General features: G+C 69.3%; 9 protein-coding genes. 4 read left to right on the top strand and 5 right to left on the bottom strand.

The window, feature by feature from the left end:
- Window positions 1–402 precede the first annotated feature (402 nt).
- The 5 genes from AOK09_RS04535 to AOK09_RS04515 are packed head-to-tail and all read right to left on the bottom strand — an operon-like array spanning window position 403 to window position 4683.
- Entirely contained in the window at window positions 403–1170 is a 768-nt protein-coding gene (locus tag AOK09_RS04535; RefSeq protein WP_055585799.1) for an SDR family oxidoreductase, read from the bottom strand.
- Entirely contained in the window at window positions 1167–1928 is a 762-nt protein-coding gene (locus AOK09_RS04530) for a triose-phosphate isomerase (protein WP_055585798.1), read from the bottom strand. The genes AOK09_RS04535 and AOK09_RS04530 overlap by 4 nt, the downstream gene beginning before the upstream one ends.
- A complete protein-coding gene (locus tag AOK09_RS04525) occupies window positions 1925–2731 on the bottom strand; it encodes a sugar phosphate isomerase/epimerase family protein (RefSeq protein WP_079062743.1) in 807 nt (268 codons plus the stop codon). The genes AOK09_RS04530 and AOK09_RS04525 overlap by 4 nt, the downstream gene beginning before the upstream one ends.
- An 18-nt stretch (window positions 2732–2749) precedes the next feature.
- On the bottom strand, window positions 2750–4204 hold the full coding sequence (locus AOK09_RS04520; protein WP_055585796.1) for an FGGY-family carbohydrate kinase: 1455 nt from the start codon (window positions 4202–4204) through the stop codon (window positions 2750–2752).
- Window positions 4205–4206: 2 nt separating this feature from the next.
- Window positions 4207–4683 carry a YjbQ family protein gene (locus AOK09_RS04515; protein WP_055585795.1) on the bottom strand — a complete coding sequence of 159 codons (477 nt, stop codon included), beginning with the start codon at window positions 4681–4683 and terminating at the stop codon, window positions 4207–4209.
- A gap of 124 nt (window positions 4684–4807) precedes the next feature.
- Here AOK09_RS04515 and AOK09_RS04510 point away from each other — a divergent pair, with 124 nt between their 5' ends.
- The 4 genes from AOK09_RS04510 to AOK09_RS04495 all read left to right on the top strand — a co-directional run bounded on the left by AOK09_RS04510 (window position 4808) and on the right by AOK09_RS04495 (window position 13754).
- On the top strand, window positions 4808–5710 hold the full coding sequence (locus AOK09_RS04510) for a LysR family transcriptional regulator (RefSeq protein ID WP_217698377.1): 903 nt from the start codon (window positions 4808–4810) through the stop codon (window positions 5708–5710).
- A gap of 114 nt (window positions 5711–5824) precedes the next feature.
- Window positions 5825–7354, top strand: a complete 1530-nt coding sequence (locus tag AOK09_RS04505) for an APC family permease (protein ID WP_055585793.1) — start codon at window positions 5825–5827, stop codon at window positions 7352–7354.
- Window positions 7355–7793: 439 nt separating this feature from the next.
- Window positions 7794–9569, top strand: coding sequence for a M4 family metallopeptidase (locus AOK09_RS04500; protein WP_055585792.1), 1776 nt, complete (start codon window positions 7794–7796; stop codon window positions 9567–9569).
- 360 nt (window positions 9570–9929) lie between these two features.
- On the top strand, window positions 9930–13754 hold the full coding sequence (locus AOK09_RS04495; protein WP_245687116.1) for a S8 family peptidase: 3825 nt from the start codon (window positions 9930–9932) through the stop codon (window positions 13752–13754).
- Window positions 13755–13892 lie beyond the last annotated feature (138 nt).

Genomic DNA, 13892 nt, shown 5'->3' with positions numbered 1-13892 from the left:
GTCCGCCACGCGCGCTGTTTGTCCGACAAAGCGTGGGTTTTTATTCCATCTCATGATGAGGGGTGACGGGAAGTCCCCCGTCGTCCGCTCACCGAATGCTCGCGCAGATACGGGACTGTCAGGGCATGGAGTACCTGCTGGCCTCGACGACACCCCCCGCCTCGCCTCCCGACCGTCGGGGGCACCCAGTTATCGCGCCCTCGGCAAGCCGATCGGTTGGGTCAGCAACGACGAGTGGACCGGAAAGCCCAGCCGCGCAGACTGCCCCAGGCGACACGAACTACTACATCGCACGATCGCTCCTGGAGACCGGAGGCTTCGGACCGCAACTACACCCTGCTCTGTGATGTGACGTTCCACGTACTCGCTGCCCCGCGGAGGCGACGAGGGTGCGTCCCGGCGTCAGAGCGCCGTGTAGCCGCCATCAATGACGATGTCCTGCGCGGTGAGGTAGGCCGACGCGTCGGATGCGAGGAACGTGACGAGCCCGGACAGATCGGCAGGCGCAGCCATCCGCCCCTGCGGGATCAGCGCGACCCACTCGTCATGGAGGGCCGGCTCCTTGTCGAGGATCGCCTGGGTGAGGTCGGTGAGGACGTACCCAGGCGAGATCGAGTTCACGCGAATGCCGGCGCCCGCCCATTCGACCGCCAGCGACTTGCCAAGGTGGATCACACCTGCCTTGGAGGCGTTGTACGACGCTGCCCACTGCGGCACGTTGACGATGTGACCCGACATCGAGGCGATGAGGATCGCCGAGCCCGGCATCCCCGCGTGGAGGAGCCCCGCACCGAACGCCTGTGCGGCGAAGAAGGTGCCACCGAGGTTGACGTCGATGACCTTGCGCCACTGCTCGGCGGTCACGTCGACGGAGTCGCCGTTGATCTCGATGCCGGCGGCCGTCACGAGCACCGTCGGAAGGCCGATCGCCTCTCGCACCGTCCCGAACGCCTCGGCGACCGCAGCCCGGTCGGTCACGTCGACCTGGAGCCCATGGGTGGCAACCCCGTACTCGTTGGCGACGGTCTTCGCGCTCTCCTCGACCGTGTCGAGCAGATCGAGGAGAGCGATGTTGACGCCTTCGGCGGCGAGCGCGCGGGCAAGGGTCAGCCCGATGCCTCGAGCGCCTCCGGTGATGACTGCGGTACGGCCGGCCAGGGTGGTGGTCATGATGATCTCCTGCTCTCGTTGTTGTCTTCGTTCTTGGCGATGGACTCGACCGGGGCGATACCGCGACGACGTGCGTCGTCCCAGCCCGCTCGGGTCGCGGCGATGAATGCGCGTGCCGCCCGCTGCGGATCCCGCGCCGACAGGACTCCGCTGGTCGATCCGGTGCCGTCGGCACCGCAGGCCATGACGGACCGCGCGACCTCCGGCGTGGAGATGCCCCCGGCATGCAGGGCAAGGACGTGCGCGCCGGTCCTGCGGATGGCCGCGGTCGAGACCGGCACCCACGGACGTACGTCGCTCGCTGCGGTGCCGATGAGGTCGGGCGGCTCGAGCAGGACGGCCGTCGGCCCCAGGACCGCGAACCGGACCGCGTCCGCCGTGGAGCCGGCGCAGACGACAGTCGCCAGACCCACCTCTGCGGCGCGTTCCAGCGCGGACTCCAGAAGATCGTCGTCGAGGGGATCGGCGTCATGGTTGAGCATCACGCCCCAGGCCCCGGCGTCGGCCAGCGCCTCGGCGGTGACGCGGTTCATCGAGGGACCCAGGCCTACGACATCCATTCCCTGCGCCAACACCCGAACGCCGGCATCCAGGTCATGGACGGGCGCGACCAGGGCGGTCGGAACGGTCAGAAGCACGGTGACGCCGTGCTCGGCTCCGGCCCGTCCCGCGGCCACGGCAAGCGGCTCGATCTGGCTGCGCCGCAGGAGGTTCTTCGGCCCGATCTCGAAGCAGGGAGCCATCAGGGTGGTTGTCACGCGTCGATCAGCTCACGCAGGCGCTTGGCCGTCTTTGGAAGGCTCGTGAACGGGTCGCCCTCCGTGGAGCACTCGAGGTTGACCGCACCGGTGAAGCCGATGTCGCGCAACGCGTGGAAGATGGACACCCAGTCGAGCCGACCGTGCCCCGGCAGGAGCCGGTTGTTGTCGCCGAGGTGGACGTGCGCGATCCGGTCCCCCGCATCGCGCAGGGCGCTCGCGACATCAGCCTCCTCGATCGACATATGGAACGTGTCGGGAAGGAGAGCCGCGTTCGGGTGGTCGACCGCTTCGAGCACGGCCAGGTTGTCGGACACCAGGTTCAGGTAGCGGCACTCGTAGCGGTTGATCGGCTCGAGCAGCACACGGCCGGGCGTGCCCTCGACGACGGCGAGGACCTCGCGGTAGAACTCCGCGAAGGCGTCGACCTGGCCACTCTCGAGCTGCTGGTAGGGCTCGAAGAGCGGGAGCGGACTGCGCGCGCCGTACTCGTACTCGATCTCGGTCACGGCACCGATCTCGGCACAGACCGAGGCGGCCTCCAGATACATCGCGCGGCAGCGTGCCCGCAGCTCAGCGTCGGGCGACATCGCGTTTCCGTAGATGTCGTCGATCAGCACGAACTCGACCGGACGGATGCCGGTGGTGCGCTCGAGCGAGGCAAGCTCGCGCCGGACGTCGTCGTTCCACTCCTCCAGCGGCTGGAAGACGGCCAATGCGTCGTAGCCCCACTGCTTGAGCAAGGTGGCCTTCGCGGTCAGGGTGTCTCCGGGGACCATCGGGGATGAACAGGCCAGCTTCATGGTGTCTCTCCTTGGGTGTCAGTCGTTGAAGAGGCGGTGCAGGTAATCGCCGAACCGGCGGTAACGCGCCTCCTGCTGGTGTTCGTGGCGCGGGCTGTAGCCGGTGATGGCCGGCTGGTCGAGCTGCGCGGCATCGGCGATCGAGGCGATCTCGCCGGCTGCCACCAGTGCGAGGACGGCCGCGCCGCGACAGGTGGCCTCGGACTCGTCGGGGACGAGCACCTCCAGCCCGCAGACGTCCGCCTTCAGCTGGTTCCAGAACGGCGAGGCCGCCCCGCCGCCGGAGGAGACGATCTGCTCGACCGGACGTGCTGTGAGGTACTCCACGTTTCGGCGCAGGAGGTGGGCCACCCCCTCCTCCACGGCGTAGGCGAGATCGAGACGATCGTGGGCCAGGTCGAGGCCGAGGAAGGCGCCGCGGGCATCGGGGAAGAAGTCCGGCGGATTGACTCCGGTGAGGTAGGGCAGGAACAGCGGCGCCTCCCTCGCGCCGCGCGCCGACAGTGCCCGCTCAAGGTCGGCGTACGCCATGCCGAACAGCCCCTCACGGCGGAACCATTCGAGAGAGACGCCGCCGCTGTCGACACCGTTGAAGAGGACGATCTCGCCCGGGCCCAACCCAGGGTGGAAGGAGACCTTCCGATCCACGTCGAACGACCAGTCGGCCGTGAGCATTGACAGCGAGAGCACCGTGCCGGCCGACTCGCTGACCACGTCCGGGCGGTAGCTCCCGGTCCCGACCATGGCGCAGAAATGGTCGAGTGCACCGGCATTCACCCGGTACGACGCCGCAGCCGGGAGCCGCTCGGCGACAGCAGAGAGGACCGGACCGAGATCGGTTCCGGCCGCGACGAGCGGCGCGAGCGACTCCTCCGGGACACCCAGGTGGTCCAGGATCTCAGGCCAATAGCGCGCGCGTCGGACGTCGTAGAGGTAGGTGAAGCCGCGGGTCGTCACCTCACCGACCGTCGTGCCGGTCAGGCGACGGAGCAGGTCGTCCTTCACCATCAGGACGGCGGCCGTGCGGTCCAGCGTCTCGGGCTCGTGTCGCGCCAACCAGCGAAGCTTGGCCGCGGGCCACGTCGCCGACGGGCTCGGCTCCCCGGTCACCGCGAACGCCTCATCGACCCCGAAGTGCTCGCCGAGCTCGACCGCCTCCGCGGTGGCGCGGTCATCGAGCCAGGAGAGCCCGGGTCGCGCCGGCTCCCCGCGCCGGTCGTTGAGCACCAGCGACTCCGCCTGACCGGTGAGCGCGATGACGGCATGCTGCTGACCGGTGTCGGCCACGGAGCCGGCACAGCGGGTGATCAGCTGCAGGACGAGGTCGAACAGGTCGCCCGGGGAGAACTCCACCCGGTCGCCGTCGCGCAGATACGCCGCCGGTGCCGCCGCCACCGAGAGCCGCCGCAGTCGCTCGTCGTAGAGCACCACCTTGATGTTGGTGGTGCCGAGGTCAACGGCGTAGACCAGCATGCTCAGCCGCCCAGCACTTGGAAGTGCACCGTCCGGGTGCGCGGGCGCACGCCGTCGAGGTCGCCGACGTACACGCGTCCGAACTCGCCGAGGATGAGCTCGCCGTCGACGAGCGGAACGGCCGCCGAGCGGCCGAGGACCGAGGAGATGATGTGCCCATCGGTGTTGAGGCCCCACGCGGGCAGCTCATCGCGGAGGTCGGCCGCGTTCCGGATGTGGATCGGCCCGGGGTGCAGGTACTGCCCCTCGTGACGGGTCGGCGGAGCGATCTTGGCGAACACGTTGAGTGTGTCCTGGAGCAGAAGCTGCGTTCCGTAGTAGGTCACATCCTCCGACTCCTCCTGGAGGAAGACGCAGCAACTGGTATGGGCGGAATAGGCCATGGCGATCCCGTCGCGGACTCCCGTCCCGGCGACGAACGTCTGGAACTCGGCAGTCACGTCGAAGAACTCCTGGCGTGCGGGCGTCTCGATCGTCATGGATCCGTGGTGTGAGGACATGACGAGAAGGCTCTCGACGTGGGGGCGCCAACGGAAGCAGGAAGTTGGAATGATTCAATAAGCAACGGTTATGAACGGCGTACGGAGGTGGGGGGAGATTGCGGTGAACCGGGATGTCAGCCTGCGGCTACTCAAGTACTTCGACGCGCTCGCGACGGACCTCAACTACCGCAAGGCGTCTGAGCGGCTCTTCATCTCCCAGCCCGCCCTGTCGGCGGCCATCAGGCAGCTCGAGGGGCACATCGGGCATCGACTCTTCGACCGCACCACCCATTCCGTCTCGCTGACGGATCTCGGTCGCGAGTGGCTGCCCCACGTGCGCGCCGTCCTGCGTGAGCTCGATGCTGCTCTCGATGCCGTCGAGACCCTCGCCGGAAGCGCCCAGATCCGGGTCGGGTACCTCACCGGAATGGGTGCAGACCTCCTCTTCCAGCTTCTTGACGGCGTCCAGAAGAACCTGCCCCACCTCTCGATCGAGACCATCGAGTACGACTTCTCCGACCCCAGCGTCGGGCTCGGCTCCGGCGCCTGTGACATCGCGTTGCTGCGGCCACCGGTAGATGTCCCGGGGATCGACGCCGTCGTGGTGGCAAGGGAGTCCTGGGTCGCCTGCCTGCCGCGCACGCACCGCCTCGCGGAGCGGGCGGAGCTGGAGATCAGCGAGTTGCTCGACGAGCCGCTGATCGTGGCGCCGGCCTCGGCCCGCCAGTGGCGCGACTACTGGATGGCCACCGATGTCCGCGCCGGTCGGCCCGCGAGCATCGCCGCGGAGGCCGCCACCTACGAGGCAGAGACGACGTTGGTCGCCCGCGGCGTCGGCATCAGTTTCACGACGTCGTCCCTGCAACGCCTCTACGCGCGGCCCGGCATCACCTTCGTCCCCATCGTCGACCGGCCGGTGAGCTACACGTCCTTGGCCTGGCGGTCGGACCGACTCTCGGCCGGGGCGCGACAGCTCGTGAGGTACATGCTCAGCCGGGTGCCGCAGACCGATCCTGCGCTGTGATAGCCCGTGCTTATGGGCAGATAAGAGTTCGGTCCTTCCCGTCGGTGACATCCGGAGTGTTCACTGCACGTCAACCTTCGGCACCCGGCCCGAGCTCGTGAGAAGGAGCCCCTCATGGCCGACGACCTCTTGTCCGTCAAACCCGACCTGACTCCCCCTGCCCGCGTCGTCGGGGAGGACGAGGACGCGCGCCTCGCGGAGTTCGGATATGACCAGAAGCTCGATCGATCCGTCGGCAGGATCGCCTCGTTCGCGATCGGCTTCTCGACGATCAGTGCGACGACAGCCGTCTTCACCGGCTTCGGCTCGGGGTTCCTGAATGCTGGATCACCCTTCATCTGGACCCTCTTCATCGCGATCCCGGTCTTCCTGCTGTGGACCCTCATCGCAGCCGACATGGCGGCGAAGATCCCGCTCGCCGGCTACGCCTACCAGTGGACGAGCCGGCTCAACAGCCCGAGCTATGGCTGGTTCACCGGCTGCGCCGCGCTCGTGGGCTGGACCAGCGGGATGACAAGCCTGGCCTACGTGTTCGCGGGATACCTCGGCAGCGTGCTCGACTGGGACCTGACGCAGTCGCGCCAGATCCTCATCGCGATCGGTGTGGTGATCGTCTGCGTCCTCATCAACGCGTACGGCCTTCGCCTCGCCACCCTGATCAACAACATCGGCGTGGGCCTCGAGCTCGTCATCACCCTCGCGGTGACCGCCTTGGTCGCGATCTTCGCGTTCCTCGTGCACGACGACGCCCAGCCGTTGAGCTCGCTGTTCCACGGACACACCCCGGACAACGGCTCGTACGTCCTCGCCTGGATCACCGCGGCCCTCGGCCCTTTCTTCGGGCTGGTCGGGGTTGAGGCGGTCGCGGACGTGGCGGAGGAGACCAAGGACGCGCGTCGGGTGATCCCCCGCACGATGTTCTACGCGTTCGCCACGTCGTGCGTGATCGAGTTCCTGATGTACCTGGTCTACGTGCTCGCGATCCGCCATCCCGCAGCTGTCGGCAGCTCGTCGGAGCCCATCGAGGCGATCATCTCCCAGCAGCTCGGCTCCGTGGCCTCCCGGATCGTCGTCGCCGTCGCCCTCACCAACATCCTGGTGTGCCTGCTGGCCAACGTCCTGGTCGGCACCCGACTGCTCTTTTCGCTGGCCCGCGACAACATGATGCCGTTCTCGGCGGTGCTTCGCCGGGTCCACCCGGTCCGACGCACGCCCTCCGTCGCCGTCCTCAGTCTCGGCGGCGTCTCGGTGCTGATGCTGCTCTCCGCGCTGGTCAACGAGAAGGCGTTCAACTACCTCCTCGGCGTCGCGACGCTCGCGTTCTTCACCACGTACGTGCTGCAGACCTTCGGGCTGCTCGTCGCCAGTCACCGCGGGCGGATCCCCGAGGCCGAGCCGGGGACCTTCGACCTCGGCCGAGCCCGCACGCCGCTGCTGGTGATCAGCCTCGTCGTCTTCCTCGCCGTCGAGGTCGGGCTGATCTTCCTGCCGATGTTCGCGGGCAACGGGTTCGTCTTCGCCGGCATCCTCGCCCTGCCGCTGCTCTGGTGGCTGGTCGTACTGCGCAAGCGGCTCCGGACCGACGAAGCCGGGCCTCTGTACGCGTCCGACCACAACCCGTCCATGGTGAATCAGATGGCCTGAGTCACCCTGAGTCACCCGGAGAGGTCCACTCGCCTCATCCGGTCGGCCCACCGCTGTCGGCGCGCCGCGAGGTCGGCGACGTCCCGTGCTCTTGCGGGCCCCGACGTCACCGACCCGCTCCAGGCAGCCGAAACAGATACGGATTCCCGAGGAGCCCCTGAGCCGGGTGTCGGACACAGCGCGCCCGAACCAGGAGGCGAAGACCGCAGCCTCGTCAACGAGAAAGCATCGCCGGCGGCAACAGCATCGACTGGCCGGTCGGACGGCGAACTACCAGCGCACAGCAGGCAGGGTGACGCCCACTCACGCGCATCGCCCACGATATGATCTTCTGATCTTCCGGCAATCCGGACGCAATATTCGGTTGGCATGCTCCCACCATCCCGTCTCTCGGTCGATCACCGGGTGCGGGACCGAACCAACAAGGGACAGGCCGGACATGCGCGCTGCACTGATATCCAAGATCGCAATCACGGTGGTCCTCGCCACCGCAACCTCCGTCTCGATCACGACAACCGCCGGGGCAACCCCCGTCGCGGAGGGATCGAGCGCCGCAGCGCTCCGGTCCGGCGCGGACACGGCCACCGCCGACGCCGCCCGGACCGCGGCCTTCGCGCACGCGGCCGAGACCGGTCTGACCGCGCAGAGCGGGCTGGTGGTGACGGAGGTGATGGCCGATCAGAGTGGCAAGCAGCACGTCCGCTTCGCACAGACCTACCGGAACCTTCCCGTCGTGGGTGCCGACCTCGTCGTCCACCTCACCGCCGCCTCCGAGTACCTCGGCGTGACCCGGGCGTCGGACACCGAGGTCTCGGTGCCGACCGTGTCGGCGAAGGTGACGGCCGAGCAGGCACGCGCCAAGGCAGCCTCGGTGGTCCCCAAGGGCGCGTCGGAGACTCCCCACCTGATCGTGCACACCCAGAACGGCAAGACCGTCCTCGCCTACCAGGTCCAGGTGGCGTCCAACGACGACGTGACGGCCTCCCACGTGGTGGTGGTCGACGCGAGCACCGGCGACGTGGTGAGCGACACCCCCGCGCTGGACGGGATCATCTCGCCCAAGCTGGAGAGCAAGCTCAAGGGCCTGAGCGCCCAGGCATCCGCATCGGGCAGCGGGCAGAAGGCCTCGCAGGGAGCCAAGCCCGGCTCCAAGTACCCCCTTCCGGCGGTGGGCACCGGCGCGTCGATGTACAGCGGCACGGTGACGCTGAACACCTCGCAGACCTCCGCGTCGGCCTACACCCTGGTGGACACCACCCGCGGCAAGGCCGAGGTCAGGAACGCGCGGAACACGATCCTGTCGGACAGCCGCGTCGTCTCCGGCTCGGCCGCGATGACCGACGCGGACAACGCCTGGGGGAACGGCACCACCTCCGACGTCAACACCGCCGGCGTCGACGCCCAGTACGGGCTGACGTCGACCTTCGACTTCTACAAGAACACGCTGGGACGCAACGGCATCCGCAACGACGGCGTCGGGCCGGTGGGTGTCGTCCACTTCGCGCAGAACTACGGCAACGCCGGGTGGAGCAACGGCTGCTGGTGCATGGTCTACGGCGACGGCGACGGCTACACCTTCACCAAGCCGCTGACCCAACTGGACGTCACCGGACATGAGTTGACGCACGGCGTGGTCTCGGCCACGGCGGCCCTGCAGACCGACTACAGCCCGTCCGGCGACGAGCAGATCGGCGAGCCCGGTTCGCTGAACGAGTCGCTCGCCGACATCTTCGGCACCGCCGTGGAGTTCAGCACGAACAACGCCACGCACGCCCCCAACTACCTGATGGGCGAGCAGCTCGGCCTGAGCCAGGGGTTCCTGCGCCGCATGGACCGCCCGTCGCTGGACGTCCTGGAGGGGGCCGTCGACTACTGGTCCCCCAACGCCCCCCAGACCGAGGTGCACGGGGGCTCGGGCGTCTCCTCGCACGCCTTCTTCCTGCTGGCGGAGGGCAGCGGCGCCAGGACCATCAACGGCGTCGCGTACAACTCGCCGACGTACGACGGTTCGACGTTGACGGGCATCGGCCGCGACAAGGCCGTCGCGATCTTCTACCAGGCACTGACCCGGTACATGGTCTCCAGCACCGACTTCCACGACGCCCGCACGGCGACCCTGCAGGCGGCCGCGGACCTCTACGGCCAGGGAAGCACCGAGTACACCACCGTGGACAAGGCCTGGGCCGCGGTCAACGTAACCGCGTCCAACGGCTGACACACAGCTCGACAGCGACGACTCATGGGCGCCGGACACAGGAGAGCAGCCCTCCGGTACCGGCCCAAGCCGAACCGACAGGCCGTACGCATGTTGCACGGGTGTGAATTCTTCCGGCCGCCGCGGCCTCCTCGGCGCCGCACCCTCAGCGCCGGGGAGGCCGGCAACTCGGCCGCAGAGCGAGAACTGCCGGATGTCGCAAGGCTTTTGCGACCTTTTAAGGTATCCGCAGCTATTCCCTGTGTGGCCTTCAGGTAAATTTTCTGACGGCCTCTCAGCATGGGTCATTTTCCTGTCATTTAAGCCGGATAGATTGCCGCCGACCTGGCTGAGCAGCCGTTTCCACGCAGGAGTTGATAGATGCTTCCCCCCTCTTTTCGAAGACCAGCGACCTATGTCGGCATGGCCCTTGTCGCCGCCCTCCTCCCGACACCCTTCGCGTACGGTGCCCCACAGACCGGCGCCGCATCGCCGGTCGCGGGCAGCGGTCCCGTCCAGCCTCCGGCCACCGTCACCCTGATCACCGGTGACAAGGTGACGGTCACTCCCGGACCTCCTGGAACGGCCCCGGAGGTGAGCGTCGAGCGGGCGCCGGGCGCGACCGGCTCGGTGCGAATATCCGTGACGAACGGGCACACCTTCGTGTACCCCGACGAGGCCGCGCCGTTCGTCGCGGCCGGCCGGCTCGACACCGCCCTCTTCGACGTCACCGAGCTGGTGGCCCAGGGCTACGACGACAAGAACGCCGCCGAGCTGCCACTGATCCTCACCCACACCGCGGGATCGGCGACCCTCGCGTCCGACGGCGCGAAGGACGCCGCAGGCGCGCAGACGGCACTGCCGGGTACCGAGACCACGCTGAGCCTGCCCGCGGTCCACGGTGAGGCGGTCCGCACCCACCGGTCCAAGGCCGCCGCGTTCTGGTCCACCCTCACCGGCCCGGCCCGCAAGGGCCACGGGAAGGACAAAGCCGACTCCGCCGCCGACGCCCCGAGGACCGCGCCGTTCGCCGCGGGCATCGACAAGGTGTGGCTCGACGGCAAGGTGAAGCCCACCCTCGCCGACAGCACCGCGCAGATCGGCGCGCCCGCCGCGTGGGCCTCCGGAGGCACCGGCGCCGGGGTCAGGGTCGCCGTCCTGGACACCGGGGTGGACGCCGCCCACCCGGACCTCGCGCCGCGCATCGTGGATTCCAAGAGCTTCGTCCCGGGCGAGACCGTCACGGACCGCGCCGGCCACGGAACCCACACCGCCTCGACCATCGCGGGCACCGGAGCCGCCTCCGGCGGTCAGGAGCGGGGCGTCGCCCCCGACGCCGACCTGGTGGTGGGCAAGGTCCTCAGCGACAAGGGCCCCGGCCTGGACTCCTGGATCATCGCCGGCATGGAGTGGGCGGCCCGGACCGAACACGCCAAGGTCATCAGCATGAGCCTCGGTGACGCGACCAGGCACGCGCAGAACGACCCCCTGAGCATCGCCGTGAACCAGCTGTCCGCCGAGACCGGCGCACTCTTCGTGGTGGCCGCGGGCAACGAGGGACCCAACCCGTACACCGTGACCTCGCCGGGCACCGCGGACGCCGCGCTCACCGTCGGCGCGGTGGACAGCTCCAACGCCCTGGCCGGATTCTCCGGCGCCGGGCCGCGTCAGCTCGACGACGGCCTCAAGCCCGACATCACCGCCCCCGGCGTGGCCGTGTGGGCTGCTCGTTCGCAGTACTCCCAGGACGGCGGCGAGGGCTACTACGTGGGCATGGACGGCACGTCCATGGCGACCCCGCACGTCGCGGGCTCGGCGGTCCTGCTGGCGCAGAAGCACCCCGACTGGACGGCGCAGGACCTCAAGAACGCCCTGATGTCCACCAGCATGCGCACCCCGGACTACAGCCCCTACCAGGCCGGGACCGGCCGGGTGATGATCCCGGCCGCGTACTACGCCGAGGTCTTCGCCTCCGGTTCGGTGGACGCGGGGATCGTGCCCTGGGCGCCCGGCAGCACGCCGCAGCCGATCCGGCGTCAGGTCACGTACACCAACACCACGGACAGCCCCGTCACGCTGGACCTCTCCGTCGACGCGGACGGCGCCTCGTCCGGTGCGTTCTCGCTGGGCGCCGGTCAGGTGACCGTCCCCGCGCACGGCACCGCACAGACCGACGTGGTGGTCGATCCCCAGGGGCTCGCTCCGGGGACGCACTCCGCGCAGATCGTCGCCACGGGCGCCACCCCGGGCGGCTCCGCGACCCTGCACACGGCCGTCGGTGTCTCCGTCGAGTCCGAGAAGCACAACCTCACGATCCAGCTGAAGGACCGCTCCGGCCGTCCCATCAGCGGCTCGGTCTCGATCACGGGTGACAACGGGGTCGACACCAGCCTGTGGGTGCCCGAGAGCGGAACGCTCACCAGCCGCTGGGCGCCCGGCACTTACGCGCTCCGCGCCTACGTGGACGTGGAGGGGACGCACGGGCCCAGCTCCGTCGCCGGGGCCGTGCTGGTCGCGCCCGAGGTGAAGCTGAGCGCCGACCGCAGCGTCGTGCTGGACGCCTCGCAGGCCCGCCAGGTCAAGGTGGACACGCCCAAGCCGACCGCCGTCACCGACAGCCGGCTCGACGTCTGGCGCTCCTTCACCTCCAGCAAACCCGAACCGGGCGTCGGAGTCCTCGACGTGCTGTTCCCGTCCCCCGCCTACGACAGCCTGTGGGCGCTGCCGACCGGGGACAACGTGACCGAGGGCAGCTTCGCCTTCGGCACCAGGTTCCGCGCCCCGCAGACCCCGCTGGCGATCACCGCCGGCGGGCACGACCTCAAGGACCTGCTGCCGCAGCCGGGATCCCCCTCCCTGCCGGAGGGCACCTCGCGCCTGGACGCCGTCTTCGCCGGTAACGGTGCGAGCGCCGACTACGCCGCTCTCTCCGCCCGCGGCAAGGCCGTCGTCGTCCGCGGTGGCACCGTGGCGGCCACGGACCAGGCGGCGGCCGCGGCCTCGGCCGGTGCCGCGCTGCTGCTGGTCGTCGGCCAGGGCCCGGGCCAGACGTACGACTGGTACGGCAAGCCCGACCTCGCCACCACCGGGACGGTCCCGGTCGCCTCGATCCCTCCGGACGAGGGCGAGCAGCTGATCGCGGACACCACCGCCGCGGGCAAGGGCGGGGCGCACCTCTCGACCGAGTCCAACCCCACCCCCGACTACCTCTACGACCTGGCGGACTACCACGTCGGCGCGGTGCCCGCGGACCCCTCCGCCGACACCGACCCCCGCCACCTCGCCCGGATCGACGAGAACTTCGCGGTGCCCGCCGGCAAGAGCGCCACCGAGATGCGGGACGACTACCCGCCGTACTTCTGGGAGGGCCAGTCGGCCTTCATCCCGGGCAAGTCCCTCCACCTCCCGTTCGAGCGGAAGGCGATCACCGCGGGGACCCGCACCGACTGGGTCTCCACCAAGGGGGTCAGGTGGCAGGAGTTCACCGTCCTGGACCACGTGGCGCAGCGCACCGAGACGGAGTCCTTCGAGGCCGCCAGCACGCAGCCGGGCCACTGGTTCAGTCCGATCGTCCGGCCGCGCATGCTGAACGCCCTCGTCCGCTACCCGTACGACGTGTTCAGCGGTGACGTCGAGGGGTACAGCGACTCGGGGTCGGCGCACGCCGGTTCCTCCGGCACCCAGTCGACCGCGCTCTACCAGGGTGACAACGAGCTGCTCTCGGGGTTCCCGTTCACCTGGGTCGGGGCCGGCAACCTGGCACCGGAGAAACTCCCGTACCGGCTGGTCGTCGACACCTCGGACACCAACCCCGTCGGCCCCTACTCGACCGCCACCCACACGGAGTGGCGCTTCACCTCCGGCGCGGTGACCACTGAGCAGCAGATCCCGCTGGTCCAGCTGGACTACGACGTGGACGTGGACAGCGAGGGCCGGGCCGGGCGCAAGACCGACCTCGTGATCAAGCCCAGCGTGCTCGGCGGTTCCTCCTCGGCGGACGACGTCTCCGCGGTGACCCTAGAGGTCTCCTACGACGACGGGGCCACCTGGCAGAAGCAGGAGGTGAAGGAGAAGAAGGGCGCCTGGCGGGCGACCCTGACCGCCCCTTCCGGCGCGCAGAACGTGTCCCTCCGCGTCAACACCGAACAGCACGACGGCAACGGCGTCACCCAGACCATCGTCCGCGCCTTCGGCCTCACCCCGTGAAGCTGAACTCGGCCTGACCGTCGCCGACTTACCACCCGTGGGGGAGGAGCCGCCTGGCTCCTCCCCCACGGTCTTCGGGCCCGCGGACGAGGCCGGCCGGCTGCCGTCCGTCCCCCGGGAGAGCTACGTGCAGGTGCG

The organism is Peterkaempfera griseoplana, assembly GCF_001418575.1.
Classification (GTDB): Bacteria; Actinomycetota; Actinomycetes; order Streptomycetales; family Streptomycetaceae; genus Peterkaempfera; species Peterkaempfera griseoplana.
The sequence above is the reverse complement of the archived record's forward strand: the minus strand, read 5'-3'. Positions and strand labels throughout refer to the sequence as shown.

What these genes read in the sequence shown, in the direction of transcription:
- AOK09_RS04535 (WP_055585799.1), bottom strand. Translation starts at nt 1,170, where the DNA reads ATGACCACCACCCTGGCCGGCCGTACCGCAGTCATCACCGGAGGCGCT.
- AOK09_RS04525 (WP_079062743.1), bottom strand. Translation starts at nt 2,731, where the DNA reads ATGAAGCTGGCCTGTTCATCCCCGATGGTCCCCGGAGACACCCTGACC.
- AOK09_RS04520 (WP_055585796.1), bottom strand. Translation starts at nt 4,204, where the DNA reads ATGCTGGTCTACGCCGTTGACCTCGGCACCACCAACATCAAGGTGGTG.
- AOK09_RS04515 (WP_055585795.1), bottom strand. Translation starts at nt 4,683, where the DNA reads ATGACGATCGAGACGCCCGCACGCCAGGAGTTCTTCGACGTGACTGCC.
- AOK09_RS04505 (WP_055585793.1), top strand. Translation starts at nt 5,825, where the DNA reads ATGGCCGACGACCTCTTGTCCGTCAAACCCGACCTGACTCCCCCTGCC.
- AOK09_RS04500 (WP_055585792.1), top strand. Translation starts at nt 7,794, where the DNA reads ATGCGCGCTGCACTGATATCCAAGATCGCAATCACGGTGGTCCTCGCC.
- AOK09_RS04495 (WP_245687116.1), top strand. Translation starts at nt 9,930, where the DNA reads ATGCTTCCCCCCTCTTTTCGAAGACCAGCGACCTATGTCGGCATGGCC.